23 protein-coding genes and 1 tRNA gene are annotated in these 26,945 nt (G+C 43.0%); 11 read left to right on the top strand and 13 right to left on the bottom strand.

Annotation, left to right across the window (positions count from 1 at the left end; translation table 11 throughout):
- Window positions 1-14 precede the first annotated feature (14 nt).
- The 3 genes from ALKIM_RS0103285 to ALKIM_RS0103275 all read right to left on the bottom strand — a co-directional run bounded on the left by ALKIM_RS0103285 (window position 15) and on the right by ALKIM_RS0103275 (window position 3,296).
- Window positions 15-1,250 (bottom strand): bifunctional 3,4-dihydroxy-2-butanone-4-phosphate synthase/GTP cyclohydrolase II, encoded by a 1,236-nt coding sequence (locus tag ALKIM_RS0103285; protein WP_026473407.1) that lies wholly within the window; start codon window positions 1,248-1,250, stop codon window positions 15-17.
- A gap of 70 nt (window positions 1,251-1,320) precedes the next feature.
- A complete protein-coding gene (locus ALKIM_RS0103280; RefSeq protein ID WP_026473406.1) occupies window positions 1,321-2,799 on the bottom strand; it encodes an LptF/LptG family permease in 1,479 nt (492 codons plus the stop codon).
- 107 nt (window positions 2,800-2,906) lie between these two features.
- Window positions 2,907-3,296 (bottom strand): START-like domain-containing protein, encoded by a 390-nt coding sequence (locus ALKIM_RS0103275; RefSeq protein ID WP_026473405.1) that lies wholly within the window; start codon window positions 3,294-3,296, stop codon window positions 2,907-2,909.
- A gap of 254 nt (window positions 3,297-3,550) precedes the next feature.
- Between ALKIM_RS0103275 and ALKIM_RS0103265 the strand changes: the two genes are divergently transcribed.
- Together ALKIM_RS0103265 and ALKIM_RS0103260 are read left to right on the top strand one after the other, a co-directional pair.
- Window positions 3,551-3,624 (top strand) — tRNA-Met (locus ALKIM_RS0103265).
- A gap of 238 nt (window positions 3,625-3,862) precedes the next feature.
- Window positions 3,863-4,351 (top strand): pyridoxamine 5'-phosphate oxidase family protein, encoded by a 489-nt coding sequence (locus tag ALKIM_RS0103260; protein WP_026473404.1) that lies wholly within the window; start codon window positions 3,863-3,865, stop codon window positions 4,349-4,351.
- On the opposite strand, the gene corA is transcribed toward ALKIM_RS0103260, so the two are convergent.
- Together corA and ALKIM_RS0103250 are read right to left on the bottom strand one after the other, a co-directional pair.
- Window positions 4,352-5,491, bottom strand: a complete 1,140-nt coding sequence (gene corA, locus ALKIM_RS0103255) for a magnesium/cobalt transporter CorA (RefSeq protein WP_084555789.1) — start codon at window positions 5,489-5,491, stop codon at window positions 4,352-4,354.
- A gap of 160 nt (window positions 5,492-5,651) precedes the next feature.
- Complete coding sequence (locus tag ALKIM_RS0103250) at window positions 5,652-6,641, bottom strand: HU domain-containing protein (protein ID WP_026473402.1); 990 nt, start codon at window positions 6,639-6,641, stop codon at window positions 5,652-5,654.
- Window positions 6,642-6,905: 264 nt separating this feature from the next.
- Between ALKIM_RS0103250 and galE the strand changes: the two genes are divergently transcribed.
- The 3 genes from galE to ALKIM_RS0103235 all read left to right on the top strand — a co-directional run bounded on the left by galE (window position 6,906) and on the right by ALKIM_RS0103235 (window position 9,508).
- Window positions 6,906-7,934, top strand: coding sequence for a UDP-glucose 4-epimerase GalE (gene galE / locus ALKIM_RS0103245; protein ID WP_026473401.1), 1,029 nt, complete (start codon window positions 6,906-6,908; stop codon window positions 7,932-7,934).
- A gap of 15 nt (window positions 7,935-7,949) precedes the next feature.
- Complete coding sequence (gene rfbB / locus ALKIM_RS0103240) at window positions 7,950-9,002, top strand: dTDP-glucose 4,6-dehydratase (RefSeq protein ID WP_026473400.1); 1,053 nt, start codon at window positions 7,950-7,952, stop codon at window positions 9,000-9,002.
- 254 nt (window positions 9,003-9,256) lie between these two features.
- On the top strand, window positions 9,257-9,508 hold the full coding sequence (locus tag ALKIM_RS0103235) for a hypothetical protein (RefSeq protein ID WP_026473399.1): 252 nt from the start codon (window positions 9,257-9,259) through the stop codon (window positions 9,506-9,508).
- A gap of 85 nt (window positions 9,509-9,593) precedes the next feature.
- On the opposite strand, the gene glmS is transcribed toward ALKIM_RS0103235, so the two are convergent.
- From glmS to ALKIM_RS0103215, 5 genes are all read right to left on the bottom strand, one after another.
- Window positions 9,594-11,429: a glutamine--fructose-6-phosphate transaminase (isomerizing) gene (glmS, locus tag ALKIM_RS0103230; RefSeq protein WP_026473398.1), complete on the bottom strand. Its 1,836-nt coding sequence runs from the start codon at window positions 11,427-11,429 to the stop codon at window positions 9,594-9,596.
- Between the two features lie 47 nt (window positions 11,430-11,476).
- Window positions 11,477-13,483 (bottom strand): DUF4954 family protein, encoded by a 2,007-nt coding sequence (locus tag ALKIM_RS0103225; RefSeq protein ID WP_157363748.1) that lies wholly within the window; start codon window positions 13,481-13,483, stop codon window positions 11,477-11,479.
- A 175-nt stretch (window positions 13,484-13,658) separates the two neighbouring features.
- The gene (locus ALKIM_RS0103220; protein WP_026473396.1) at window positions 13,659-13,946 is read right to left on the bottom strand and encodes a GNAT family N-acetyltransferase; all 288 of its coding nucleotides are present in this window, start codon (window positions 13,944-13,946) and stop codon (window positions 13,659-13,661) included.
- A gap of 144 nt (window positions 13,947-14,090) precedes the next feature.
- Window positions 14,091-14,234, bottom strand: coding sequence for a hypothetical protein (locus ALKIM_RS20135; RefSeq protein WP_157363746.1), 144 nt, complete (start codon window positions 14,232-14,234; stop codon window positions 14,091-14,093).
- Between the two features lie 10 nt (window positions 14,235-14,244).
- Window positions 14,245-15,654, bottom strand: coding sequence for an aminopeptidase P family protein (locus ALKIM_RS0103215; RefSeq protein ID WP_026473395.1), 1,410 nt, complete (start codon window positions 15,652-15,654; stop codon window positions 14,245-14,247).
- 387 nt (window positions 15,655-16,041) lie between these two features.
- Between ALKIM_RS0103215 and ALKIM_RS0103200 the strand changes: the two genes are divergently transcribed.
- Window positions 16,042-17,451, top strand: a complete 1,410-nt coding sequence (locus tag ALKIM_RS0103200) for a glycoside hydrolase family 28 protein (protein ID WP_026473394.1) — start codon at window positions 16,042-16,044, stop codon at window positions 17,449-17,451.
- Window positions 17,452-17,540: 89 nt separating this feature from the next.
- Here ALKIM_RS0103200 and metG read toward each other — a convergent pair whose 3' ends face one another.
- Window positions 17,541-19,574 carry a methionine--tRNA ligase gene (metG, locus tag ALKIM_RS0103195; RefSeq protein ID WP_026473393.1) on the bottom strand — a complete coding sequence of 678 codons (2,034 nt, stop codon included), beginning with the start codon at window positions 19,572-19,574 and terminating at the stop codon, window positions 17,541-17,543.
- A gap of 185 nt (window positions 19,575-19,759) precedes the next feature.
- On the opposite strand from metG, the gene ALKIM_RS0103190 reads away from it, so the two are divergent.
- The 3 genes from ALKIM_RS0103190 to ALKIM_RS0103180 are packed head-to-tail and all read left to right on the top strand — an operon-like array spanning window position 19,760 to window position 21,421.
- Window positions 19,760-20,674 carry a S66 peptidase family protein gene (locus tag ALKIM_RS0103190; RefSeq protein ID WP_026473392.1) on the top strand — a complete coding sequence of 305 codons (915 nt, stop codon included), beginning with the start codon at window positions 19,760-19,762 and terminating at the stop codon, window positions 20,672-20,674.
- Window positions 20,674-21,042 (top strand): YraN family protein, encoded by a 369-nt coding sequence (locus ALKIM_RS0103185; RefSeq protein ID WP_026473391.1) that lies wholly within the window; start codon window positions 20,674-20,676, stop codon window positions 21,040-21,042. Before ALKIM_RS0103190 ends, ALKIM_RS0103185 begins: the two co-directional genes overlap by 1 nt.
- A gap of 25 nt (window positions 21,043-21,067) precedes the next feature.
- On the top strand, window positions 21,068-21,421 hold the full coding sequence (locus tag ALKIM_RS0103180; RefSeq protein ID WP_026473390.1) for an MmcQ/YjbR family DNA-binding protein: 354 nt from the start codon (window positions 21,068-21,070) through the stop codon (window positions 21,419-21,421).
- Between the two features lie 69 nt (window positions 21,422-21,490).
- Here ALKIM_RS0103180 and ALKIM_RS19090 read toward each other — a convergent pair whose 3' ends face one another.
- A complete protein-coding gene (locus tag ALKIM_RS19090; RefSeq protein ID WP_052345298.1) occupies window positions 21,491-23,293 on the bottom strand; it encodes a methyl-accepting chemotaxis protein in 1,803 nt (600 codons plus the stop codon).
- A 256-nt stretch (window positions 23,294-23,549) separates the two neighbouring features.
- Here ALKIM_RS19090 and ALKIM_RS17440 point away from each other — a divergent pair, with 256 nt between their 5' ends.
- Window positions 23,550-24,551, top strand: coding sequence for a substrate-binding domain-containing protein (locus tag ALKIM_RS17440; RefSeq protein ID WP_084555787.1), 1,002 nt, complete (start codon window positions 23,550-23,552; stop codon window positions 24,549-24,551).
- An 88-nt stretch (window positions 24,552-24,639) separates the two neighbouring features.
- Window positions 24,640-25,632 carry a sugar ABC transporter substrate-binding protein gene (locus tag ALKIM_RS0103165; protein WP_026473389.1) on the top strand — a complete coding sequence of 331 codons (993 nt, stop codon included), beginning with the start codon at window positions 24,640-24,642 and terminating at the stop codon, window positions 25,630-25,632.
- 215 nt (window positions 25,633-25,847) lie between these two features.
- Here ALKIM_RS0103165 and ALKIM_RS0103160 read toward each other — a convergent pair whose 3' ends face one another.
- The gene (locus ALKIM_RS0103160) at window positions 25,848-26,939 is read right to left on the bottom strand and encodes a DUF5074 domain-containing protein (RefSeq protein WP_157363744.1); all 1,092 of its coding nucleotides are present in this window, start codon (window positions 26,937-26,939) and stop codon (window positions 25,848-25,850) included.
- Between the last annotated feature and the right edge of the window lie 6 nt (window positions 26,940-26,945).

Here is a 26,945-nt window from a genome sequence, read left to right as displayed (position 1 = left end):
AAAAAAGGCTGTTCCTACTCTTTTGGGTACTTAAAGTATTGAAGATTATGTCCCATCCGGGTCTTCTTTGTATGCATGTAAAATTCGTTGTATTTGTTTGGCTCAATTTCAATGGTCACATTTTCTACAATCTCGAGTCCATATCCTTCGAGTCCAATACGTTTGATGGGGTTGTTGGTCATCAGGCGCATTTTTGAAACTCCCAACGCACGCAAAATCTGAGCGCCCACACCATAGTCACGTTCATCGGCTTCAAAGCCAAGCTCTGTGTTGGCATCTACTGTATCAAGACCTTGTTCTTGAAGCTTGTATGCTTGGATTTTGCTCATTAGTCCAATGCCTCTGCCTTCCTGATTCATGTACACAATAACGCCGCGTCCTTCTTTCTCGATGGCTTCCATCGCTTTGTGCAGTTGCTCTCCGCACTCGCATCTGAGTGAGCCGAATATGTCGCCTGTGGCACAGCTGGAATGGACTCTTACCAAGATGGGTTCATCGGGTTGCCATTGGCCTTTAATAAGTGCCATGTGTTCCAATCCATTGGATTTTTGCTTAAACGGAATAAATTTAAAATCGCCATGGATGGTAGGAAGGTGCACTTCCACTCCTTTTTCGATAAGGCTATCCTGTTGAAGACGGTATGCTATGAGGTCTTTTATCGAAATTATTTTAAGGTTGAATCGTTTTGCAATTTCCATTAGTTCGGGCAGTCGTGCCATCGAACCATCGTCATTCATTATTTCAACCAGCACACCTGCCGGGAAAAGACCTGCCATACGGGCCAAATCTACAGCGGCTTCAGTATGTCCGGCACGGCGTAATACACCTTTTTCTTTTGCTCTGAGCGGGAAAATATGTCCCGGGCGACCCAAATCTTCAGGTTTGGTATTTGGATCACACAAAGAAAGCAGTGTTTTGGCTCTGTCCGAAGCTGATATTCCTGTAGAGCAACCCTGGCCGATTAAATCAACCGAAACTGTAAAAGGTGTGGCATGCATCGAGGTGTTATATCCCACCATTAAATCGAGCTCCAACTCATCGCAACGTTTCTCAGTAATCGGTGCACAAATAAGTCCACGGCCATATTTGGCCATAAAATTCACTTTTTCGGGGGTGATAAGTTCTGTTGCACAAATAAAATCGCCCTCGTTTTCGCGATCTTCATCATCCACAACAATTATCAATTCGCCATTTTTAATGGCTTCTACGGCTTCTTCTATGGAATTAAGTTCAATATCCTGTTCAGACATGATGGATTATATTGTAATTAGCGGTGCAAAGTTAAATATTATATAGAGAATTGTCCCTTTGTTCGGGGGTTTATCTCAATTTTCGGTGGGTTAGAGGCTTAATCCAGCGCTCCCTTATTTTTCGCAGCGAGGAATAATAGACGTCTGCATTTAGCAAGGTGCTGTCGGTGGCTGATTTATAAGTTAAAAAGATTCCTATTGGTAAAAGTACGCCTGAAGACAACCACATGCCTTGATAGACAAGCCAAACGCCATCGCGTGCAAATTTGGCACCCATTGTGTCGATGATGTAGTACACAATAAAAAAGAAAATGGATATAACTACCGGCATGCCCAGACCGCCTTTTCGAATGATAGCTCCGAGTGGAGCTCCAATGAAGAAGAATATGAGGCATGCAAATGAGAGCGTGAATTTTCGGTGCAGTTCCATCAGGTGTCGCCTTATTTTTAAGTCTTCACGTTCGATGAAGCGCATTTGATCGTCGATGGTTTGCTTGTGGTCACGTGCCGAACGTACCGCATTTTGAACAATTATCTGTTTTTGGGATGCCTCAAGGGAGTTGTAAAGCGAGTCGGCATTCACAATTCTGGCGGTATCGATGGTTGTAAGACGGTTTTCCCGCCTTTCGCTCATGCGGTTAAAGTAGATATGTCCTGAGCGTTCTTCTAATGAATTAACAAAGACTTTTCTCTCGTTTCGGATAGAGTCCAAATCGTGTGAAAGCTGGGCAATGTTCTTCATCCTGTCGCTTTGTCTGAAGAGGTTTTCGTCGGTTTTGGAAAAATCGAATCCCTGCAGTTGGATGATTGCAATCTGTTCACGGAACTCGTCGGTTCTGAACATCCTGGAGTCGCGTCGTTGCTGACGGCGGCCTGTTCCTTCGGCCATCACTCTTTCGTCATATCTTACACCATCAAACAGGGTCAGAAGCAGATGCTTTTTATCGGCCGACACTTGCAATTTACCCGAATCGGCCAGTGTCACATTGCTGTTACGTGCCTGACGATCGCGATGGTCATATATCATCACATCGCGAAGCATGTTGCCATCTCTGTCTTTCGCTTCAACTTTTATGCTGAAATCATCTACGCCCTGATAAAAGACCCGCTCTTTAATGTCGAACTCCAGACGGGTTTCGCGAATACCGTGCAATATCGAGACCAGCTTGAGATTGGCAACAGGCAGTACGTTGTTCGAGAAAGTGTACGCAAATGCCGAAATGGCAATGGTTAGTATGGTGATGGGCATCATGATGCGCAGGAGCGAAATGCCTGCCGATTTTAATGCGGTAAGCTCATAGTTTTCGCCCAGGTTGCCAAAGGTCATGAGTGATGCCAGCAAAATTGCCAGAGGAAGCGCCATTGGCACAACCTGTAGCGAGGCATAAAAAAGCAGTTCGGACAGAACGGTCCATTCCAGACCTTTACCTACCAAATCGTCTACATATCGCCAAAGAAACTGCATTACCAAAATGAACATGGCAATAAAAAACGTCATTACCAGAGGTCCCAGGTAACTCTTCAATATAAATAGGTGCAACTTTTTCATCGAACACGGTTAAGTGTTATTGCGTGGTATTAAAAATAAAAGCATCCGGAAGCATAACAATTCCGGATGCAAATTTAGTGATAAGAAACCAAATAATAGGTTAAATTTTAAGCAGAACCTAGTCCATGTTTTAACACTTCAACCTGCCGATTCCAAAGCTCAATGGTATCATTCGTTTCATCTGCTTCTACATGATCGATGATGACAAGCGCCACATCGCCTGTAAGTTCGTCCACATTAATGTGAAACTCAAACCAAACCCCTTCCATATCCTCATCGAGCCAGGTATATCTGACCATTTTGTTCTCTTTTCGAAGTGTTTGCTCTGCCACTTGTTCGCTTCCTTTCCAAATGAAAGTAAAAATTTTACCATCAACCGCTACATCGTCGGCAAACCATTCGCTCAATCCACTTGGCGAACTGAGCCTGTTAAACAGAATTCCCGGGGAAGTGTTGAGCAGATATTCCAACTCGATTTTCTCTCTATGTTCTGTCATTTTTTAATGAGTTGTTAAGGATTATTAGGTTTACAATATAGTGGTTTTATCAATAAAATAAAATGTATGATGCATTATCTTAAACTTTTTTTTCAAGAAGTGCAAGTTTTTTTTAAGTTGGAAACGTGATAGTTGAGTGTTATCTTTGAGTTTTTGATAAAAAAAAGATGTTTTGGGGTTGGAAGGAAATGAATAATGCATTACATTTGCAACCGCAAAAACAGCCAGTCGCGTCTGGTTGAAACTAAAAAAATGCCGAGGTAGCTCAGCTGGTTAGAGCGCATGATTCATAATCATGAGGTCGGCGGTTCAAGCCCGCCTCTCGGTACAATACATCAAAAAGAGTTGTAATCTTAACAGAGATTCAACTCTTTTTTTTTGCGCTATGGCGATGTGATGGGTTGCACTTCCATTATTCAATGTCGTTAGCAGTCATAATCCAAATTATCTTGCGTTGATGGTCGCAACTTCGTTAAATAGCATTTTTTTATATTTACCCGGTTCTATGGGTTGCATAGTCACACTGTTTCGCGTCTCATTGTCTCTTATCTAAACATCTTTCATCAATGAATTACAATAATGAATCTGTTCGTCGGCAGGATCGTTTGTTAACTGAACCAGCAGCAATTGAGCTCCTTTCGGGCGGTGAGTATGGTGTTTTATCGCTTCAGGCTGAAGCAGGAGGAGGCTATGGAATACCCATGAACTATGTGTGGGATGGGGAAAGTCGTATTTATCTTCACTGTGCCACCGAAGGTGAAAAATTGCGCTGTATTGCGGCAAACAACAAGGCATCCTTTTGTGTCGTTGGTAAAACAGAAGTGATTTCTGCGAAGTTTACTACCAACTATGAGAGCATCATATTAAAATGTATTGCAGAGCCGGTGCATGACGATGTGGAGCGCGTGCGTGCATTGGAGTTGCTGGTTGAAAAATATTCGCCCGATTTTAAGTCTAATGGACACAGCTATATCTCCAAATTTATTTCACAAACTACCATCATCAGACTCCAGGTGTATGAATGGTCTGGTAAAACAAAGTTTTTGGCCGATTGATTATATCCACTCTTTTCGTTTGAAATAGATTAGCATAACCGCAACTATAATGGCCATTAACCCTAGCGAAGCCGGGTAGCCCCATCGCCAGTCCAGTTCAGGCATGTTCCACGCACTGCTCTCAGGGTTGAAATTCATGCCATAAATGCCGGCTACAAAAGTCAGGGGTATAAAAATGGTTGAAATGATGGTCAGTACCTTCATCACCTCATTCATGCGGTTGCTCAGCGACGACATGTACATGTCATAAAGGCTGTAAACCATTTCCCGTTGGTTTTCAATGGTGTCTACTACCTGGTTCACGTGATCATATACATCTCTCAGAAATAGTCTCACCTCTTTGGTAAACAGTGATGAGTCGTCACGAATGAGGCTGTTGATGCCATCGCGCAGTGACCAAACAGATTTTCTGAAAAAAATCAAATCACGCCGTAAGGTGTGTATATTCTGAAGGTGAACCGATTTGGGATTGTTCACAATGCGCTCCTCCGTATCTTCAATGGTGGCTTCCATCAAATCCAGCGCCGAAAAGTAATGGTCAACAATATTGTCGATAAGGGCGTATGCCATATAATCAGCACCCAATTTTCTCAACCGGGTGTTTGGCATAGCCAGTCGGCGAATTACGGGCTCAAAAACAGATGTGTCGCTTTCCTGAAATGATAGCACATAATTACTGCCAACAACCAGACTGATTTGTTCTGTTGTGAATTCGTCCGTTTTGCCATTGTTGTTACCCGAAATCATCCGTAATACCATAAAGATAACATTGTCATAAGGTTCAACCTTGGGGCGCTGGTTTATGCTTACGATGTCTTCCTGAATCAATGGGTGAAGGTCAAAATGACTCCACACATCTTTTAGTGTGGCTATGTCGTGCAGTCCGCGAACCTGTATCCATACTTTTGAGTCATCGTCTATGATGAGATTCGTCTCTTTTATTGATGAGATGGTGCTGGTAGTATAAGTGGATTCGTTAAATGTGTGAAGTGTAATCAGTACCTGATCAAGTTTTTGTATTCCGGTATGCACAATGGTTCCGGGGGCTTCACCGGGAGGCTTGCGGCTAACTCTTCGAGCCGTACTGGCGCCAAATAACCCTTTAAAACGAACCACTGACTTCCGCACTTTTATATTCATCTTGCTGCTTTTTGGCTAATTTCGGTTTTTTCTTTAAGATGACAATTATTTTTTTGATGAGCCGATGGTTATAACTCTGGCATTTCTGTACGGCTAATATGTAAAAAAGTAAAGCCATCGCGCTGTTTAACGGATGGCTTTACTTACTAACAGAAACATTTTATCTTAAGGTAAAAACCCATACAGTGCTAAACCGGGGTTGTTGCCTGAATTTTTCCAGACTGTCGAGCGCTTCGGCTCTGTCATTAAATGAGTGTAATGCTATTCGGAACCGACCTTTGCCATCGTCGATTAACGAGGCGTCGCTAAAGCCTTCTGCTTTAAAGTCATCAACTGCTTTTAATGCAGGTTCTGCTTTGTTGAAACTGGCAGCAATGAGATGGAATCGTTTTGTTTGTTCGGTCTGAATTTCAGAGGCGAATTCATTCACATCATTGTTTTCTACTGAGGTCTCCGCGATGGCAACAATTTCTTGCGTTGCTAAATCAGCGGTATTTTCATCCACTTCTGATTTGCTGTCTGAAATGTTAACCATTTCATATACCGGAACCTGATGATTCATGATGCCAGGCAATCCAGCTTGTGAGGTGGCAGGCATTTTTAATTCAAAGGTAGAAAGAAAGAATAGACCGGCCATCAGAGCGGCAACGGCACCCCAATATTTTGGAGAACGGCTTTTCAGAAGACGTGGCACATGAATCTCATGTTCGATTTTAACAGTGTGTTTGTAATCCAGTGGCTCAAAGCGGAAGGCTGTAAGGCCAAGGGCATCAGGCAGAAAGGAACTAACTGTGGATGGCGAAAATTGTAAATTGCCAATGGCATCACCACGCAGTGTGCCAATTGTGTCCAAATCAAACATGCGTCCATTTGCAATCTCCAGCCTGACATTCTCAACAAATGCTTCAACAATAAGCATGGCCGATTGATAGGATGTGCCTTCGCATCGGGCAATGTAATTACCCAGCAAACCATCATGGTGCGATAAACTTCTGTTGAAACCAATCTCCTTAACTGGAGGAAGAAACATGTTTTTCTCTTCCTGAACCGTGGCTGGCTTGTGGTTGGCCACAAAACCTCCCAGACCGGGAACAATCACGCAGTCGTGATGGTGCAGAAGCTCTGAAATATATTTAACTACTGTTGCCATATTTGCAAATGTAAGCATTTTTCGCGCGATGTGCATCACTAAAATTTTAACAGATGTTGATAAAATGTTCAAAACTTAACCAGCCAAACCCTGCATGTTTTCTAATCTGCTGAGCTAAATTGGGTTTTTAATGCTTGTCTCTTGATGTTGTTGACAGTTTATTTGAATATTTTATCATCTAAAAGGAATTTTGTGACTGTTTATACTCATCTATTATCACTAATTTTACGCAACAAAACAGAATATGTTATTTTTTAAAACAGCATGAGCAAACAAGTATTAGTAACCGGAGGAACCGGATACATTGGTTCACACACCGTTGTTGAACTTCAGGCTGCCGGGTTCAGAGTGGTTATTGCCGATAATTTATCCAACTCAAACATTGAGGTTTTGGATGCCATACAGAAAATTTCAGGTGTGCGTCCCGATTTTGAGAATGTCGATTTGGCGGATAAACTTGCTACGGATTCTTTTTTTGATAAGTATCCTGATATAGATGCCATTATTCATTTTGCGGCCTTCAAGGCTGTTGGTGAATCGGTACAGAAACCACTCGAATACTATCACAACAACCTCAATTCTTTGTTGAATTTGCTTGGCAATATGTTGCGATACAATATTCGCAATATGGTTTTTAGTTCGAGTTGTACAGTTTATGGTCAACCTGATAAGCTCCCGGTAACCGAGCAGACACCGCGTAAACCGGCCGAGTCTCCATACGGCAATACAAAAGCTATTTGTGAAGACATTCTGAGGGATTTTTGTCATGCCAATGCAGGCTTTAACTGCATTGCTTTGAGATATTTCAATCCCATTGGCGCACACCCTTCTGCATTAATTGGCGAGTTGCCACTGGGAGTTCCAAATAATTTGGTGCCTTTTATCACGCAAACAGCAGCGGGCATACGCAACGAACTGAGTATTTTTGGTGATGATTACGCTACTCCGGATGGCACGGCCATTCGCGATTACATCAATGTGGTTGATTTGTCCGGAGCACATGTGGTTGCAATTAACAGGCTTATTCAGGACAAGCAAAAAGCCAATTATGAATTTTTTAACGTAGGAACCGGAACCGGTTTGTCGGTTATGCAATTGGTTAAAAGTTTTATTGCTGTAACGGGTGTGCAGTTACCCTACAAAATAGCACCACGCCGTGCGGGTGATATTGAAAAAATTTGGGCCGACACCTCTTTTGCCAATGAGGAGTTGGGCTGGAAAGCTTCACGAGCCACAGAGGAAACTTTGTTGTCGGCATGGAATTGGGAGAAGAGTGTACGCGGTATTAATTGAAAATAATCATACAAGATGAAGAATATTCTAATTACTGGAGGTGCGGGTTTCATAGGATCACATGTGGTGAGGCTGATGGTAAATAAGTATCCGCAATATAGCGTTGTAAATCTGGATGCCCTAACCTATGCCGGGAATCTCGAAAACCTAAAAGATGTTGAGTATAAAACCAATTACGAGTTTGTGAAAGGTGACATTACAGACGCCAAATTGGTAAGTCGTTTGTTTGCCACGCACCGTTTCGATGGCGTTATCCATCTTGCTGCTGAGTCGCACGTTGACCGCTCAATAAGTAATCCGTTGGAGTTTATCAACACCAACATTCTGGGCACAGTAAATCTTTTGAATGCTGCCCGTATGGAGTGGAAAGATGTGATGGATGGGAAGCGGTTTTACCATATTTCTACTGATGAAGTGTATGGCTCCTTAGGCGAGACTGGCTTGTTCACCGAGACCACATCATACGACCCCCGCAGCCCATATTCTGCCTCTAAGGCCAGTTCAGACCATTTGGTGAGGGCATATTATCACACTTATGGTTTGCCGGTTGTAATTAGTAATTGTTCCAACAACTATGGCCCAAACCAGTTTCCTGAAAAACTATTGCCTCTGGCCATTAACAATATTCTCAACAACAAGCCTATCCCTGTTTACGGTAAAGGAGAAAACATCCGCGACTGGCTCTATGTTGAAGATCATGCTGTGGCCATCGACACCATTTTTCACAATGGCAAACTTGGTGAAACTTACAACATTGGTGGTATTAATGAGTGGAAGAATATTGACCTTATACACCTGCTTTGCAAGGTGATGGATAAAGCCCTCGGTCGCGCTCCAGGTGCATCAGAACAGTTAATAACTTTTGTGAAAGACAGGGCGGGTCATGATCAACGCTATGCCATTGATTCCTCAAAATTAATGAATGAACTGGGATGGAAGCCTTCGTTGCAGTTTGAAGAGGGTTTGGAGAAAACTGTGAGTTGGTATCTCGAGAACCAAAACTGGATGAAAAGAATCCTTTCAGGTGAGTATGAGTCTTATTATCAGGATCAGTACGGTGGCAGGTAGATAATGACCATGATGCGATATATCCCTTGCTTTCCGTAGAGCGGTTGGCAAGGGATTTTTTTCGGTGATGCTCATTTCAGATGGATGTGTGAGATTGCAAAAATTATGGTTGGTCATAATTAAACGGTTATTTACATTAAAAAAGCAGTTGTTTGTAAATTATTTGTAAGAATGGCAAATAAGACAATCTGTTTTGAGTACTTTTGACTGTTTTTATTGCATCAAAGATTAATGAATTAACTTTAACCCAAACTATGGAGAGGAAACTCGTACATTTCGCAGCAACATTTATTGCAATCATCATTTTGGCATTGTCATCGTTTAACGATGAGCCTTCATCCTGGGAACCGATAAACCCTTCCAGAGATATCATTAACATTGAAAATCGTGACTCAATACTTCATGTAAGAGAGATGTATGTATATGGTAAACGAGATTCCATATTTGCTGATGGTGCTGATATTGAGATTTCACACTCTACAGTTAAGTTTATAATGAAGCCGTAGTTTTTAATTACTCTATAAAAACAGAAAAGCCCCCGAATGATGAATGTCATTCGGGGGCTTTTGTTTGTATAAACAGTGTTTCTGATTATTCTACTGTTACAGACTTGGCCAGATTTCGAGGTTGATCCACGTTGCACTCGCGCATCACGGCTATGTGATAGGAGAGTATTTGTAGTGGAATAACAGCTAACAGAGGCGACACGGCTTCATGACACTCCGGAATTTCAATTACATGGTCAGCCATTTTGCGAATGGTTTTGTCTCCTCTACTCACAATTGCAATAACTTTTCCTTTGCGTGCTTTTACTTCCTGAATATTGCTAATCATCTTTTCATACGATGTGTCATTGCCGGCAAGGGCTAACACAGGCATGTTTTCGTCAATCAGGGCAATGGGGCCGTGTTTCATCTCAGCTGCCGGATAACCTTCGGCATGGATGTATGAAATCTCTTTGAGTTTGAGGGCACCTTCCAGGGCAACGGGAAATAACAGACCGCGTCCCATGTAAAGTGCATTTGAGACATCCTTGTAAACGGCCGCAATTGCTTTAATCTTCTCTTCTTCTTTTAAAATCTCTTCAATTTTTTTCGGTACCTGAATCAACTCATGGATGAGGTGATGGTATAGTTCCGGTGCCAGCGTCTGTCGCTTACTTCCCAACACCAGAGCCATCATCGTAAGAACGGTTATCTGGCTTGTAAAAGCTTTGGTTGAGGCAACGCCTATTTCTATTCCGGCATGAGTATAAACCCCGGCATCTGTTTCGCGTGATATGGACGAGCCTGCCACGTTGCAAATACCCAGAATGGTAGCTTGTGTCTCTTTTACTTTTCGGATTGCCGCCAGCGTATCGGCCGTTTCACCACTCTGCGAAATGGCAATAACCAAATCATCCGGATAGATAATGGGGTCACGGTATCTGAATTCAGAAGCGTATTCTACTTCAACGGGGATGCGTGCATATTGCTCAAACAGGTATTCACCCACCAAACCGGCATGCCATGAGGTGCCACATGCCACAATAATAATGCGTTTGGCATTTATTAGTTTGGGCATTACATCCAGTATTCCGCCAAGAAAAATCTTGCTTTCGTCCATGGCAATACGTCCCCTGAAAGTGTCCTGAATGGTCAGCGGTTGTTCATGAATTTCTTTTAACATGAAGTGCTCGTAGCCACCTTTGTCGATATGGTCAATCGAAAGGGTTATTTTCTGAATTTCAGGTGTTTTGCTGTCATTTAGCAAGTTTTTCAGGTCGAGACTGTCGCGTGTAATTACCGCTACTTCTTCGTCGTTGAGGTAAAGCACTTTATCGGTGTATTCAACGATGGGCGTTGCGTCTGAGGCAAGAAAATACTCGTGTTCACCAATTCCAATAACTAGCGGACTACCTTTTCTGGCGGCAATAAGTGTTCCGGGCTCATCTTCACAGGAAATAACCAGTCCGTACGCACCAACCACTCTTGTCAGAGCCAGACGAACTGCCAGTTCGGCCGATACTTTTTGTTCCAGATAGATGTTTTCTATTAAGTTTGCCAAAACTTCGGTGTCGGTGTCACTGGCAAATTTGTATCCCCGGTTTTGCAACTCTTTTTTCAGGTGGGAATAGTTTTCGATGATGCCGTTGTGCACCACGAAGAACTTTCCGTTCATAGATTGGTGAGGGTGGGCGTTGCGATCACTTGGTTCACCGTGTGTTGCCCATCGGGTATGCCCCATCCCAACAGTTCCTGATATGTCTTTGTCTTTTGCAAGCGCTTGAAGGTCTTTAACCTTTCCTTTGCATTTGTAAACGTGTGTTTCTCCATTCAACAAAGCGATACCTGCAGAGTCATATCCTCGGTATTCCAATCTTTGCAGTCCCTTAATCAATATGGGATAAGCAGTTCTATCTCCCACATAAGCCACTATTCCACACATAGTAAATCAATATTAATCGGTTTATTTTTATTTGGTTTCGGTTCGTGTTAGCTTATCCGTGAAAGTTTGTTTCTCACGAATGTGGCCAGGTTACTCTTCTTTTCGATGTGCTCCAATATGTCTGTCACGGCCGGATGTTTAGTGAATTCACCACGCACATTGCCAAAATCACACATTTTGGTATCTTCTTCTCCATCAATACCAAATCCTGTTTGTGCTTTTATGGTAAACTCTTTTCTGGCATCGTCATACATCATCTGATCCAGTGAAACCACTGCATTACACCATTTGTCAACGAAGGCATCAATCTCTTTCGGTGTAGCAGTGTTAATATCCAGATTGGCATATTGTTTCAAACGCGGCACAATCCAGTTCCATGCCCAGTGAAAATAAGCGTCTTTCCAAGTGGCAAATTCAGAGTTGATATCGTTCAGATTATTCAGACTACCTGATTCTATCTCTTCTACCAACCAATCTACCTTTTCTTTGGGAACCAGCAGTCCGGCAATGTCCACCCAGTCGCCTACACCTTCGTTACCCTCTGGTTGAAGGGCTTTGCGCATCTCTTCAGTTGTTGTATATTCAGCTGTTTCCAGTTTTTTAACCAAGCCGTTACCCAGGAATTTCACGAGTCCCAATCGGTACATCTCAATGCCACGCTCAAGGGCCGAAGCGGTGATTTTTACGCTGTTATACATGTAGTATTCAGACGTTTGTCCCGATGTTTTCTTGAGGGATTCAAGAATCTCGATACCGTGGATGATTTTCTGAATAGAGAATGGACTCAATAGGTTGAAAACAATGCTGTCTAGCTGAAGTGGTGCTTTCCGGCGATCACGTTTTGGCCATTTTCTGGCATCCCTGATGGTTCCTATGCTTCGAAGATTAACTCCCGGTGCCAAAAAACTCTCATCTGTATTTTCAATCAGGTATGAAAACGGCAGATTTGATGTGTCGGGATTTCTGTAATGTCTTCCCATTACAAGGGAAAATGGGCCTATTTTAGCTGGCCAAAGAAGGTAGGAGTCGCTTGTGGTTTTACTTCCGCGTTCTACAATTCCCTGATGGATTGGCCCCAACTTATACATGTGGTTGCTTTGGTTGGATCCGCTACCGGCATTCAGGAATGAATAGTAACCGGCAATTAAAAGGGTTGATTTATGGTGCGAAACGGTATATGGACCTGCAAAAATGGAGCAGGCCTCGCCATGAAAACCCTGGCAATTGGCAAAAAACACGGAGTTCTCAGCAGAGTATTGTTTGCCTAAAATGGTGCCTTGTCCCACAAACGCTTTGGAAATAACGGATGATTCACTTACAATACTTCCGCTTGTGGTGATGAAATCTTCGGCAATAACGCCAGGCCCCACGTAAGCGGGGTCTTCCGGACAACTATTGATTGTTCCGTTTGTGAGTCTGTAGATGCCCTCGATAAAAGCATTCGGGCCAATGTTCACGTTTATAATTGTGCGGCAGTTCACCAAGTGTGCTGATTCAGCTATTGTGCCCATATCGCTGGTTACAGCTGCTGAGTAGGCATCAATCATGCTGAGCAGACTGGATATGAGATTTGGTTTGTGTCGGTAAAAAGCCAACAGGTAGGCTGTATGTGCCGACAGCTCGTCATAGATGGCTATTTCGCGACCTCCTGTTTCATTCAGAACTGCGACTCTGGTTCCATTCCCAAATGATGATGCCCCGGTAACAGTTAGTGAATCAACGTTTTCAATAATCACATCATTGCAAATGTGATAGTTTGCAAGATGGTTTTTTATCTGACTGATGTACACATTGTCATCGATGATGCAATTGTGGACGGTAGCATTATAAATACCGGCATATTTAGGCACTCCTCCTGGTGATGTGAACTCCTTGTCGAGCTTGCCGATAAAAATATCACCTGAGAAGTTTACATTACGCACGCATTCGGTTTTGAAGCCATCTTTTACATGTACTTTGCTCCAGTCGCGGCAAAGGCAGCCATTGGCTTCCAAGGATTTTATCTCTTCCTGAGAGAGGTTTCTGTGTTTCTCATAAATTGTTTTATCAATCATTCTGATCGGGTTAAAAGTGCCGGAACAATAAGTGTTTACTCATTATTTCAGCTGATTGTGATTTGTGTGTTTGTGTAGATTTGTGTGTTTGGTTGCCGGTTCAAAAACAAACCGGTATCAGAAGTCTTAATCAAAAGCGAAATCGGGAGGTATTTTTATCATGGTGTAAAATTAGTTAATATTTTAATACGATATCTTCCCATTCAGGATTTCGTTTGATATATGTTGTGATAAAGGTGCATTCAGCAATGATGGATATACCATGATTGCGGCAATGCATCAGTGCTTTTTTTGCCAGACCGGATGCAATCCCTTTTCCGCCCATCGATTTTGGTACAAGAGTATGTGTTAACCGCCATACCCCGGGCGTATCTTCAGCATAGAGCAGGTGAGCTGATTCGCCGTTTTCGATGTATTCAAATTTTCGTTTATCAATGTCGTGAACTATTTCCACCTCTTTCATCGTTTTAGAGCTTAAAGTTATTGATAATTATTGCACTATATGATTTGTTTTTTGATGAATCAGGTTCATCTGTTGACTGTTAAGGCTTCGTTTATGATTAAAGCGAACGGGCAGGAAAAAAATCTCCTGCCCGTTTTAGGTTATTCATGTTGTTTGTTTTCTGAAGCCTTTGCTATTTAAACCACAGGCACTGGCCATGGAGGTGTGCAAGCTCAGAATCATTAATGCTAAAGTTGTCACTGAGTTATAGTTCTTTGCTAAATAATGATGCGCATTTTTATCTCTCATGGCTATTGGTTTATACACTAAAGGATACCGGCCCTTTTTGAACTTCAGCCTCCACTTCTTCTGGCAAGATGGGTATTCGGTCACCCAAAATTCTTGACCCACTGTCTGTGATTAAAATATCGTCTTCAAGACGGATTCCGCCAAAGTTTAGATATTTATCAAGTTTTTCATAATTGATGAAAGCGTCGTGTTTGCGTTCGTTTCTCCAGTTGTGGATGAGGGCTGGTATGAAATAGATGCCCGGCTCGTTGGTCACTACAAAGCCAGCTTTTAATCTGCGTCCTAGTCGCAAAGCCGCAAGACCAAACTGCGTTGAACGCGTAATTTCCTGATCGTAGCCCACCAATGTGTCATTGTAATCCTCCATGTCGTGTACATCCAACCCGAGCATGTGCCCCAGTCCATGTGGAAAAAAGAGTGCGTGCGCACCAGCAGTCACAGCTTCAGCGGCGTTGCCTTTCATCAGACCAATGTCAATAAGACCCGCAGCAATGGTAGTGGCCGCTGTTAAATGCACATCCCTGAATGGGATTTCCGGTTTCATGGCTTCCCTGGCAGTGTTGTTTGCATTTAATACGATGTTGTATATTTCTCGCTGCTGCTGCGTAAATAGGCCACCCACAGGAGTGGTTCTTGTATGGTCAGTGGCGTAATGCATTGGCGATTCTGAGCCGGCATCAACAAGCAACAAGTCCCCTTTTTTGAGGATGTTGCCATGATAGTGGTTGTGAAGTGTTTCGCCTCTTACCGAGCATATTACCGGAAAGGAGACCATGCCTCCGCCTGCCATCGAAATGCCTTCAATGGCACCGGTTATCTGCTGTTCCGAAATGCCCGGATGCGCCATTTGCATTGCCATGGTATGCATTTTATACGCAGTATGCATCTGTTTCTCCATTTCGGCAATCTCTACATCCTCCTTTATGCTGCGTAAAGCAATGCATGCATGTATCAATTCGGTGGAAGCGTATTCGTTTAATCTTTGCGGGTTTATACCAAGCAGTTCACCTATGAGCAGTTTGTTTTCGGCACGATAGGGTGGGGTGAAGTGAATTCGCTGCCCTTTTTTAATTGCATTTGCAATCACGGTAAACAGCTCGCGGGTTGGAGCAGTGTCTGTGATACCTGCCTTTGCAGCCTTATCTGCCAGGGGTTCCTGCGGCCCCATCCAGATGATGTCATTCAGAGTGAAATCGTCTCCAAACAGTATCTGGCGGTCATTATCAGCATCAATCACGGCAGCAAGATTGGGTTGGTCAATGCCAAAGAAATATAGAAATGTGCTGTCTTGCCTGAAATGAAAAGTGTTTGCCGGGTAGTTCATTGGAGAATCTGTATTTCCCATAATCAGAATCAGCCCTGTTTTTACTTGGCGTTGCAGCCGGCGTCGTCTTTCTGTATAAATCTCTTTCTTAAACATTTTTTAAATCTTTGATGGCACCATACAATAAGGAGTGTCAAGATAGAATAATTATGAGATTTTATAAACTGTTTATATCATTTTGGGGTGACAAATTTTTATTGGCATTTGGTCTTTTTGAGTCTTTTTTTGCGTGTGATGGGTGACAAATTGTTCAATCTTATCGGATAAAATGCTTACCGGATTTTATACTTAGTTTGCGAAAGGGGCTTAATATCAGTATGGTAAAAAATGTGAACACGTGTAAATGTATGATCCGGATAATTTGTGCCACTTCCGGGATTCATTGCTGCGCCATATCTTTGTGATGCAACGATTTGCAGATTTCTCTGTGCGTTGGGTGTTTAAGTCAGGTGTTCAGATAATTGATAAACTTAAAATAGAATCATGATGAAGAAAAGAAGTGCATTGTTTATGTTTTCACTAATGATGGCTTTTTCGCTATCTGCAGTAGGATTTGATGTAAACAATCCCTGGAAAACGGCTGATGAGATTTTGGAACAAATCAGTGATCCTGTTTTTCCCGACAGAGATTTTTTGCTGACACGCCATGGCGGTAAAGTAGGCCCTCGTCACGACAATACCAGAGCCATTAACCGCTTAATTGATCGTGCCAGTCGCGCAGGTGGTGGACGTGTAATTATTCCTGCAGGGGAGTTTTATACCGGCCCTATTACTCTGAAGAGCAATGTGAACCTGCATCTTGAAGAGGGCGCAGTACTCAAGTTTTCGAACAACCCATCGGATTACAAGCCTTTTGTAAGAACGCGTTGGGAAGGCTTGGATGTAATTAACTATCGTCCCCTGATTTATGCTGATGGTGAAACCAACATTGCTGTTACTGGCAAAGGCAAACTGGATGGACAAGCCGATAACGATTCGTGGTGGTGGATGAAAGGTCGTGAGAATTTTGGCTGGATAGAAGGAATGAGTAGTCAGTATCAAACTGGTCGTCCTAAGCTGATGGAGATGGCAGAAAACAATGTGCCTGTTGCACAGCGTGTAATGACTGAAGAGGATTTGCTCCGTCCGCAGTTCATTAGCCCCATTAATTGCACCAATGTGCTTATAGAGGGAGTTACCATTGTTCGAGCACCTTTTTGGGTCATTCATCCTGTATTTTGCAATAATGTAACTATTAGAGGCGTCTCTATTATTAGCCATGGGCCAAATAACGACGGTTGTAACCCTGAGTCGTGCAAAAATGTACTCATAGAAGAGTGTCTTTTCGATACCGGGGATGACTGTATTGCCATTAAATCGGGACGTAACAACGACGGTCGCAATACGCCAATTCCGAGTGAAAACATCATCGTTCGCAATTGTCGCATGAAAGCCGGTCACGGTGGAGTAGTAATGGGAAGTGAGATTTCTGCCGGGGTTCGTAACGTTTTTGTTGAAAACTGCGAAATGGACAGCCCACGTTTGCGTCGCGTTATCCGCATTAAGTCTAATACCGTCCGTGGAGGGTTTGTCGAAAATCTTTACGTTCGAAATGTAAACGTAGGCCAGTGTGACGAGGCTATTTTTCGTGTAGAGTTGAAGTATGAGCAGCGTGATGGCGATGGTCCATTTATGCCCGTGATAAAGAATGTTGAGCTGCGCAATGTTACCAGCCAGCGTAGCCGTTACGGTGTGTATATCGAAGGACGAGATGAAAGCATTCAGGTGTCGAATGTACGTTTTATCGATTGTCACTTTAACAACGTTCAGGCACCAGTGCGCATTACCGGCGCTAAAGATGTGGTATTCGAGAATTTCAATACCACCATCGAAGAAGTTAAGAGAGACAGATAATCGAAATAGGTGTTTATAAGTGAACAGCCCCCGGTTTCCTTTTACGGAGCCGGGGGCTGTGTTATTTTAGCAGTAATGAAACGGTGGCATCATTTAACTTCGGAGCCATTTTTTACCTTTTCGGATGGGCTCACAAATACCAGACGACCATCAGCGTCTTCGGCCATTAATATCATGCCTTGTGAGTCAATGCCTTTGATGTTACGTGGCGCAAGATTCACGAGTATGGATACCTGTCTGCCAATAATCTCTTCGGGCTGAAAATATTCTGCAATACCTGATACAACTGTGCGTTGGTCAATTCCGGTATCTATTTTTAGCTTGAGCAGTTTCTTTGTTTTGGCAACTTTTTCAGCTTCCAGAATGGTTCCGGTGCGTATATCCATCTTTGTAAACTCATCGTAGCTTACATTCTCTCTGGCCGGAGCGGCTGTTTTTGCTTCTGCCTCATTGGCCTTTTTTGAAGCAGCCAGTTTATCGAGTTGCAGTTGTATGGTTGTATCCTCAATTTTTTGGAATAGTAGCGAGGCTTCAGCAATGATATGTCCGGGTTTTAATATTTCCGTTTTTCCACAAAGCGACCAGTCTGCCCCGCCCATATTGAGCATGTTTCTGAGCTTGTCAGCTGTAAAAGGCAGAAAAGGTTCAGTTAAAATGGCCAGGTTGGCAGTTATTTGCAGCGATACGTACATGATTGTAGCCACACGTGCCTCATCTGTTTTGATGAGTTTCCAGGGTTCCGTATCCGCTAAATACTTGTTTCCCAGCCTTGCCAGATTCATGGCTTCTTTAACAGCTTCCCTGAATTTAAAGTTTTCCAGAGCCTCCTCGGTGCGCTTTACAATGCCTTCGATGCTGCCCAGTGTTTCACGGTCAAAATCGTTAAACTCGGCCGGTGAAGGCACTTTCCCGCCGTAGTACTTGTCGGTAAGCACCATGCTACGATTCACAAAATTTCCGAAGATAGCTACCAGTTCATTGTTGTTGCGCGCCTGAAAATCTTTCCAGGTAAAGTCGTTATCTTTGGTTTCAGGTGCGTTGGCCGTTAGCACATAGCGCAAAACATCCTGCTGTCCGGAAAACTCCTCCAGATATTCATGAAGCCACACAGCCCAGTTTCTTGAGGTGGAGATTTTATCGCCTTCCAGATTGAGGAATTCATTGGCCGGTACATTATCCGGAAGATTATATGACCCTTCGGCCTTAAGCATGGATGGAAACACAATGCAATGGAAAACAATATTGTCTTTCCCAATAAAGTGAAGGAGTCTGGTTTCCGGATCTTTCCAATACTTTTCCCAATCATCGGTTAATTCGCGGGTGGCAGATATATACCCAATAGGAGCATCAAACCACACATAAAGCACTTTCCCATCGGCACCATCAACAGGCACCGGCACGCCCCAGTCAAGGTCGCGGCTAACGGCACGCGGCTGCAAGCCTTGGTCAATCCATGATTTGCACTGACCGTACACATTACTCTTCCACTCTTTATGACCTTCTAAAATCCATTGGCGCAGATAAGGTTCGTGTTTGTCCAGTGGAAGATACCAGTGTTTTGTCTTTCGCATACGCGGAACACTTCCCGATATGGTCGATTTTGGGTTTATCAGGTCGGTGGCATTGAGCGAAGTGCCGCAGCTTTCACACTGGTCACCATAAGCACCCTCTTTGTGACAATGCGGACATGTGCCTGTGATATATCTGTCGGCCAGAAATTGTTTGGCTTCCTCGTCATAATATTGTTCGCTCTCTTTTTCTATGAACTCACCTTTCTCGTATAACGTTCTGAAAAACTGTGAAGCTGTATCGTAGTGTACTTTGTTGCTTGTACGTGAATAGATGTCGAACGATATTCCAAACTTCTCGAACGAGTCTTTAATAATTGCATGGTACTTGTCAACCACATCCTGAGGGGTAATTCCCTCTTTGCGTGCCTTTAGCGTGATGGGTACGCCATGCTCATCTGAACCGCCTATAAGTAATACATCTTCGCCTTTAAGGCGGAGATAGCGAACATATATATCTGCGGGAACATACACCCCGGCCAAATGGCCAATGTGAACCGGCCCATTGGCGTATGGCAGAGCCGTGGTGACTAACGTGCGTTTAAATTTCGTCATATCGGAAAATACAATTTCTGTACTGAAAGAATGGCTTCCTGAATTTTTTTGATAATTTCGACAAAGATAATTAAAGATTTAGTAAGATTTGTCTGTATTATCAAATGAACTTATGTCTGGTTTTCCCTTAAGGGATGAGCCGATGGTTTCATTTGGCGTTGTTAAATCTAAATGTTGCACTCAACATGATAATCCCGCCCTTTATAAAACCCGGAGCAGTTGTTGGTTTGGTTACACCTGCCGGAAAAATCCCACCGCAGTTGGTGAAGCAGACCGAAAAGTTTCTTGATTCGCACGGGTTTCGACATATCAGAGGTAAGTACGTGGCAGATGCATGGCATCAGTATGGTGGATCCGATGCTCATAGGGCCGAGGATGTTAATGAGATGATACAGAATCCTGAAGTTGATGTTATATGGTGTATGCGTGGCGGGTATGGCGCCATCAGGTTACTGGATAAAATTGATTTTTCCGTGTTGAGACAGAATCCCAAATGGCTCGTGGGATTTAGCGATATAACTGTGTTTCATGCCGTGTTACAACAACAGTATGAAATGGCTTCTATACACGGCCCTATGCCTAAAAACCTCGATGATGGCAATTGGGACGATACAGGCATGAATGAACTCTGGATGATGCTGTCCGGAAAAAGCATAAACTATGAAATTGAACCACATCTGCTTAACCGGGATGGGCGCGGCAAAGGAACCATCATCGGGGGAAACCTCACTCTAATAAGTATACTGAAAGGCTCTGCTGCTGATTTTGACCCGCACGGTAAAATTCTGTTCATTGAGGATGTGGGGGAGTATCTTTATAGTCTTGACCGTATGATAAACGGACTCAAGATTAGCGGAAAACTCTCCTCTTTGGCCGGTTTGGTAGTAGGACAAATGACCGATATGCAGGACAACAATACGCCATTTGGAGCGTCGGCCTATGAGATTATTGCCGAGGCCGTTAAAGAGTACAGCTATCCGGTGATTTTTAATTTTCCTTCAGGCCATTCAACAATTAACAGGCCGCTTATGTTAGGAGCTAAAGTTAAAATTGATGTCTCATCTCACGCTGTCACAATGGCGTATAGTATGCAATTATAATGGCTGATCACATCGAACTGGGCAAGGCTGGTGAAGAAAAGGCCTGCGACTTCCTTGTTTCGAAAGGCTTTCGGATTATTGCACGAAATTGGCGTTTCAGACAGAAAGAGGTTGATGTAATAGCCTATGATGGGGATGTATTGGTGGTTGTAGAAGTGCGCACCCGAACCAGCACTAAATGGGAACACCCACGCGAGTCCATTACACCTGCCAAGATTCGGTTTCTGGTATTGGCAACTGATGCTTTTGTGCAACAGAATCGCATCGACAACCGAATACGTTTTGATGTGGTTACCTGCATGCCAATCAACGAAACCGAATGGGATATTGATCACATACAGCACGCCTTTACAGCACAGGCTGAATAGGTTGAATTAATTTAATTGTCAGATTATGAATATCGAGGAGTTACGCAACTATTGCCTTTCTCTGCCAGGAGTAACAGAAGATTTTCCATTTGATGAGGTTACACTGGTGTTTAAAGTTGGTGGCAAAATGTTTCTGCTTACCGGACTGGATGGCGATTTCTCCATTAATGTGAAGTGTGATCCTGAGCGAGCCATTCAGTTAAGGGAGCAGTATGCCGCCGTCCGACCAGGTTACCACATGAGTAAAAAACATTGGAACACGGTCGATATTGATGGGTCTGTGGCTGATAGCTTAATAGTTGATTGGATAAACCATTCCTACGAGTTGGTTTTCGGTGCTTTGCCAAAACGCATCCGGGATTCAATCCATGTTTCATAACAAAAGCGAAGGGATGTCTGTTACAACACTCTCCTTCGCTTTTGCAATCTGTTTTTTTAACGATGCTCTTTAGCCTACCTTAGCATCAAGAGCTTTAAAGGCCGATGTTGCTTCAAATAGTCTTTTCGACAGACTTTGTAACTCAGAGGATGCTTCGCTGATGTCGTCGGCATTGGAGGCATTACGCTGTGTAACCTGATTTAACTCCTGAATGGCGTGGTTAATTTGTTCAACACCGGTTAATTGCTCACGCGAGGCTGCTGCAATCTCTTTAACCAACTCCGCTGTTTTGCTGATTTGTGGTGTAAGCTCATCCATCATGGATGTGGCCAAATGTCCCGATTCTATTGTTACTGTTGAAGCTTTGGTAATCTCTTCAGCTGCTGCCTGGCTTCTTTCGGCCAGCTTTCTAACTTCGGCAGCAACCACCGAAAAGCCTCTGCCTTCGGCTCCCGCTCTGGCGGCTTCAACTGCGGCATTCAGCGCAAGAATATTGGTCTGAAAGGCAATATCTTTAATCACCGAAATCTTGCTGGTAATATCCTCCATATAGGTAGCTGCCTCTTTTGAGCGTTCGTTGCTCGATTGCATTTTGTCAGCAGCCCGCGATGAAATGTTATTGGTTTCCAGTGCATTCTCGGTGTTTTGCTGAATCACTGCATGCATCTCTTCCATCGACGATGAAACCTCCTCTGCTGAAGAAGCTTGTTCATTAGCTCCTTCTGCCAAATCCATTGCACGGGCATTGAGCCTTTCACTGGCTTGTACAATATCTCCTGAGGTCTGGATGATTTCTGTGATTAGCTTGTTGAGATTGGCAGTCATATTATTTAGTGCAGAAGCCAACCTGCCGGTTTCGTCTTTACGATTTTCCTCCATCTTCACCGTTAAATCACCTGCTGCAACTTTTTCAGCCATCTCAATACCTGCTATAATTGGCTTTCCGATGGCAGCCGACAATAAGGTGATGAATAGTATTCCAAGAAGCAGTGAAAGAACAATTGTGATGATCTGGATATACCTTTGCTGATTTGTTATGCGGTTGCTGTTCTCCCCGGTAATCATAATCTGGTCAAGCCCTATATCCGACGAGGCACGTACTTCCCACATCAGGCTTTTGCCCAATTCATAACTGTGCAATTCTGCCAGTCGCATGGATTTGTAGGTATCGGTAATATTAATGGCTGTGTTAACCAAATTGCGGCTCTGATTCACGAACGCACCGGGTGCTCCTGAAGATTGAATGCTGCTGCGCAAACGTTCCAGTTGCGGTTTAATGGATGACATCTTAACACCATCACGCGCCACAATTGCGCCATTTATTTGGTTGCTTAAATCATTGAGCTGAGATAAAATGCGTAAAGTGGTGAAATTGGCGGTGTACGACTGGTTGCTGTTTAAAGCTGCCAGGTCACTACTCAATTGTTTGTGCGCGCTTTGAAAACGCTTCGCTATGGATTCGTACTCCTCACGACTGGCCTTGTATTCCGATGTCAATTGCCTTAACAATGGCAGAAACACACCTTTGTCTGCAAGAGCAGCTTCCCGGTCAGCAGTCAGGTTGCTTAGGCTCGCCAAGGCATTCTCCATCCTACCAAAAGATGTGTTGTGTTGTTGAATAAAATAAGGGTTTCCTGTAAAATCATAGGATCTGCCAAATTCACTCGACTCGAGCCAGAACCGCATCAATTGATTCGATTCGTAAACCGATGGTATGTGAACCGCAGATAACTCTCTTGCTTCACCCGATATTTTGTAGAGATTCATCAATAATACTCCACCTGTTAGCAATGATATGCCAATGATGATGGCAAAACTAGAGCTTATTTTGTGGCGGATGCTTAAATCGCGCCAATTGATTTTTCCTGCCATACTTTTATCGTCCAGATTGTTTAGGTCGAAACTAATAATTTTTTTGCTTAATGTTTAATATCTTCGTAAAAATGTAATTTTTTGTTGAAAAAAATAGGTAAATATGCATCTATTTTGATCTCAATGTCAATATTTATTGTCAGAATAATTAAATATTTCTGATTTTATTGGTTTGTACCAAGTGCTTGACCAAGCTATTTGTTTGTTAATATCTTTGTTTGCATGGTTATATCTCATTTAGTGTATAAAAAAAATTATGATGAAACACCTACTACTTCTGTGCCTTTTAGCTCTGATGTTCCTTTTTGCCGGATGCAAAACTGACAGTCAATTTACTGTTGCATATTTAACGCCATCGGAAAACAGGGTTCGCTTTGTTGAAGAAGGGCAGGCGATGGGACAGCGATTTCGCGAGTTGGGAGTGAATTTTTCCATTGTATATGCAGGAGATGACGATGCACTGCAAATTCAGCAGGGGCTCGATTTGATTGAGCGGGGTGTAGATGCACTTGTAATCACTGCGGTTAATGGAAATACCATCGCGCCATTGATTCGTGAAGCCAAAGAGAAAGGTGTAATGGTGGTGGCTTATAACCGATTGATTAACAATTCGGAGTATGATCTTTTCTATGCAGGTGACAATGGCCACATGGCAAAGGCTTTTGTTGACGCGGCTGTGTCTCGCGCGCCCAGGGGTAATTATGTTATTCTGGGTGGCGATCGGTTCGATCGAAATGGGGTTGAACTCATGTATCACATCGATTCATTAATGCTGCCGCACATCGAATCCGGACGAATCAACCTTTTGTATAGCACTTTTTTGGAAGGTTGGTCGCGCAGCCGCGCCGCATTTGAAGTGCAGCAGGTTATTGATGCACATGGTTCTGATATTGATGCCATTATTGCTTGTAATGATGCCATGGGGCTTGGGGCTCTTGATGTGTTACAGGCGAATAACCTTCAGGGAAAAGTAGTTGTGACAGGTCAAGGCGCCGAACTCGAATCCATACGTAATGTGCATCGTGGTTTTCAAACTGTAACAATCTATCATCCACCCAAAGAGCTGGGAAGCAAGGCTGCCGAACTGGTTTATGAGATGCTCAACGGACGAAGTGCCAGTCAGATTGCAAACGCTCATTCTTTTAATGGACTGGCAGTTATACCTACTTTTCAGATGAAATCAATCGTGGTTAACAGGGATAATTTGCAGTATCTGGTTGATGCCGGTGTATTTACATGGAATCAAATACAAGAATAAAAGCTTACATTACTCTTATTGTTGTTTTATCTGGCTTTTGTATTATATTGGGAACGATATTTTGCGTAAATTAATATTATAGAATTATATGAGGGTACTTTTTAATTTTCTGTTTCTGTTCCTGATTTTAGTAGGTTGTAGTCAGGAAAATGCAAAAACTGTTGGTTATTTATGTCCTTCCATTAACAGGGCTCGTTTTGTGAATGAGGGTAATTATATGGAAGAGCGGCTTAAAGAGCTTGGCATTAAAATGATAACTAAACATGCTGATGATGACGACGCATTGCAGTTGCAACAGGGGTACGAATTACTGAATCAGGGTGTTGATGCATTGATTATTGCCTGTGTAAATGGAAATACAATTGCACCTCTGGTGCGGGAAGCAAACCGCCGTGGTGTTAAGGTGATAGCATATAACAGATTGATTAATAATACCGAATATGATCTGTTTGTAACAGGTGACAATGCCGACATTGCCAAATTGTTTGTAGAAGCAACTTTGAGTCGTCGTCCACGGGGTAACTATGTAGTATTAGCCGGAGACCGGTTCGACCGCAATGGGTTTGAGGTAAAATTTCACATCGATTCGCTTTTGAGACCACATATTGAGGCCGGCAGGATTAACCTGGTTTATGAATCATACATTGAAGGTTGGTCAGGTGTCAGGTCTCGCTTCGAAATGCAGCAGGTAATAGATGCACATGGCACTGACATTGATGCTGTGATCGCCTGTAGCGATCCGATGGGTTTGGGCGCTTTGGAGATTCTTGACCGATATGGTTTAAAAGGTAGTGTGGTGGTTACTGGGCAGGATGCAACAATTGAATCGGTTCGAAGTGTTTACCGGGGAGAGCAAACCATGAGCATATACCATCCGCATAGGGCGTTAGGCCATAAAGTGGCAGAGTTAACATCCCAACTACTTGGTGGTAGCGATGCCAGCCAGTTGTCAAATGCGCAAACATTTAATGGCGTTTTCCGAATTCCCACTTACCAAATGAAGTCCATTGCCATTACCCGCGATAATCTTCAGGAGTTGGTTGATATTGGCGAGTATTCATGGAATGAAATTAGGAACTGATTTAGGCTACAGATAAAAAACAAATGCCGGAGTTTAGTGGGGACTAAATTCCGGCATTTTTCTTTTCATTAAATTGTATCGCTGTCTCAATTTGGAACCGATGTAACGTGATGGCTAGTTGCCACAATCCATCACGAAGGGCAGAAAATCAAATCAAAAATTCCATATTAGATTTTAACCGACACTTGATTTAATGAAAAGGGTTAGGGGTTATGTTATCTGAAAACCAATTTGTTCGGGCCTATGCCGATGCCTTCTGTTATGGTTGCCTCTATTTCCTGAGTTTCAGGATTAAAAATCTTAATGCTTCCTGCTGAAGACCAGTTGCCGGCATCGCAAGTGAAAATTTTTCCGGTAGTCGGATTCACGTTGAAGCTATAGAAATATCCATCAACCAAAGGCGTGGATGGGAATAATGTGCCATCAATGTCAACGCTGTAGATTCCGGAACTGTTAAGCACATAAATTGTTGATTTATCTGGTGAGGTATCAATTTTTGTGGCATGATCTGAGTCGCTCACAAGCAGGTCTTTCTCTATTTGCATTGACGAAGAAGAAATTTTGACAAGGCGTGATGGCGTTTGGTTGGTTATATTCCAACTTTCATCATATTCTACTAGTCCATGACATGTAGCCCAAATATTGTTGTTCTTATCAACTGTCAAATGATTTGGTTTATCAGGTGTTTCAATAACAATTTCTACTTCCAATGTAGCTGGGTCGATAACCGAAATGGTGTTGTCAAAGCCAAAACCGCCGCTGTTTGCCACCCATATTTTGTTATTGTGCGCTATAATTCCTTCAGGACCAGAACCAACAGGGATGGTTTTTACGATGGCCATGCTTTCAGTGTCAATTACAACCACACTTCCGTTTTCTCCCCATTGTGTTACAAAAAGATTTTTGCCGTGAATGACTCCAAACCTTGGTGAACTTAATCCATCTATAGTCCGTTTCCATTCAAAGGTTTCAGCATCTACAATGTGAATCTGGTGCGAATTATTCATTACAATGTAGGCATCAGAACCTTTGATTACCAAGTCTTGAAGCACATCACCCAGCACAGCATTGCTGCCGTTTACCAATTTAAATATTTCTGATGTAACCTCATTGGTCTCATTGCTGATGAATGAGATACTTGCATTTGCTTTCATGAATGAACCCTCGTTCAGCACCAGAGTGCCATTTACAAAGCGCATGCGAACGGTTTCTTTGTCGCTATCGCTACAAGAGGCAACGGTTGATGCCAGTATAACTGCCATAAACAGTTTTAAATAAGCTGATTGTAGCACTTTTGTTAATCTCATAATTCT

It is taken from the genome of Alkaliflexus imshenetskii DSM 15055, assembly GCF_000517065.1.
Lineage (GTDB): Bacteria > Bacteroidota > Bacteroidia > Bacteroidales > Marinilabiliaceae > Alkaliflexus > Alkaliflexus imshenetskii.
Note: the sequence above shows the minus strand (reverse complement) of the source record. Positions and strands in the feature narration are given on the sequence as shown.

Bases quoted from the DNA above. Each gene is read 5' to 3' on its own strand.
- ALKIM_RS0103220 (WP_026473396.1), bottom strand. From the start codon at position 13,946: ATGAAAGAGGTGGAAATAGTTCACGACATTGATAAACGAAAATTTGAA.
- galE (WP_026473401.1), top strand. From the start codon at position 6,906: ATGAGCAAACAAGTATTAGTAACCGGAGGAACCGGATACATTGGTTCA.
- ALKIM_RS0103165 (WP_026473389.1), top strand. From the start codon at position 24,640: ATGAGGGTACTTTTTAATTTTCTGTTTCTGTTCCTGATTTTAGTAGGT.
- metG (WP_026473393.1), bottom strand. From the start codon at position 19,574: ATGACGAAATTTAAACGCACGTTAGTCACCACGGCTCTGCCATACGCC.
- ALKIM_RS0103180 (WP_026473390.1), top strand. From the start codon at position 21,068: ATGAATATCGAGGAGTTACGCAACTATTGCCTTTCTCTGCCAGGAGTA.
- glmS (WP_026473398.1), bottom strand. From the start codon at position 11,429: ATGTGTGGAATAGTGGCTTATGTGGGAGATAGAACTGCTTATCCCATA.
- corA (WP_084555789.1), bottom strand. From the start codon at position 5,491: ATGAATATAAAAGTGCGGAAGTCAGTGGTTCGTTTTAAAGGGTTATTT.
- ALKIM_RS0103280 (WP_026473406.1), bottom strand. From the start codon at position 2,799: ATGAAAAAGTTGCACCTATTTATATTGAAGAGTTACCTGGGACCTCTG.
- ALKIM_RS0103225 (WP_157363748.1), bottom strand. From the start codon at position 13,483: ATGATTGATAAAACAATTTATGAGAAACACAGAAACCTCTCTCAGGAA.
- ALKIM_RS0103260 (WP_026473404.1), top strand. From the start codon at position 3,863: ATGAATTACAATAATGAATCTGTTCGTCGGCAGGATCGTTTGTTAACT.
- ALKIM_RS0103285 (WP_026473407.1), bottom strand. From the start codon at position 1,250: ATGTCTGAACAGGATATTGAACTTAATTCCATAGAAGAAGCCGTAGAA.
- ALKIM_RS19090 (WP_052345298.1), bottom strand. From the start codon at position 23,293: ATGGCAGGAAAAATCAATTGGCGCGATTTAAGCATCCGCCACAAAATA.
- ALKIM_RS0103275 (WP_026473405.1), bottom strand. From the start codon at position 3,296: ATGACAGAACATAGAGAGAAAATCGAGTTGGAATATCTGCTCAACACT.
- ALKIM_RS0103190 (WP_026473392.1), top strand. From the start codon at position 19,760: ATGATAATCCCGCCCTTTATAAAACCCGGAGCAGTTGTTGGTTTGGTT.
- ALKIM_RS0103185 (WP_026473391.1), top strand. From the start codon at position 20,674: ATGGCTGATCACATCGAACTGGGCAAGGCTGGTGAAGAAAAGGCCTGC.
- ALKIM_RS0103200 (WP_026473394.1), top strand. From the start codon at position 16,042: ATGATGAAGAAAAGAAGTGCATTGTTTATGTTTTCACTAATGATGGCT.
- ALKIM_RS0103160 (WP_157363744.1), bottom strand. From the start codon at position 26,939: ATGAGATTAACAAAAGTGCTACAATCAGCTTATTTAAAACTGTTTATG.
- ALKIM_RS0103235 (WP_026473399.1), top strand. From the start codon at position 9,257: ATGGAGAGGAAACTCGTACATTTCGCAGCAACATTTATTGCAATCATC.
- ALKIM_RS17440 (WP_084555787.1), top strand. From the start codon at position 23,550: ATGATGAAACACCTACTACTTCTGTGCCTTTTAGCTCTGATGTTCCTT.
- ALKIM_RS0103215 (WP_026473395.1), bottom strand. From the start codon at position 15,654: ATGTTTAAGAAAGAGATTTATACAGAAAGACGACGCCGGCTGCAACGC.
- ALKIM_RS20135 (WP_157363746.1), bottom strand. From the start codon at position 14,234: ATGAGAGATAAAAATGCGCATCATTATTTAGCAAAGAACTATAACTCA.
- rfbB (WP_026473400.1), top strand. From the start codon at position 7,950: ATGAAGAATATTCTAATTACTGGAGGTGCGGGTTTCATAGGATCACAT.
- ALKIM_RS0103250 (WP_026473402.1), bottom strand. From the start codon at position 6,641: ATGGCAACAGTAGTTAAATATATTTCAGAGCTTCTGCACCATCACGAC.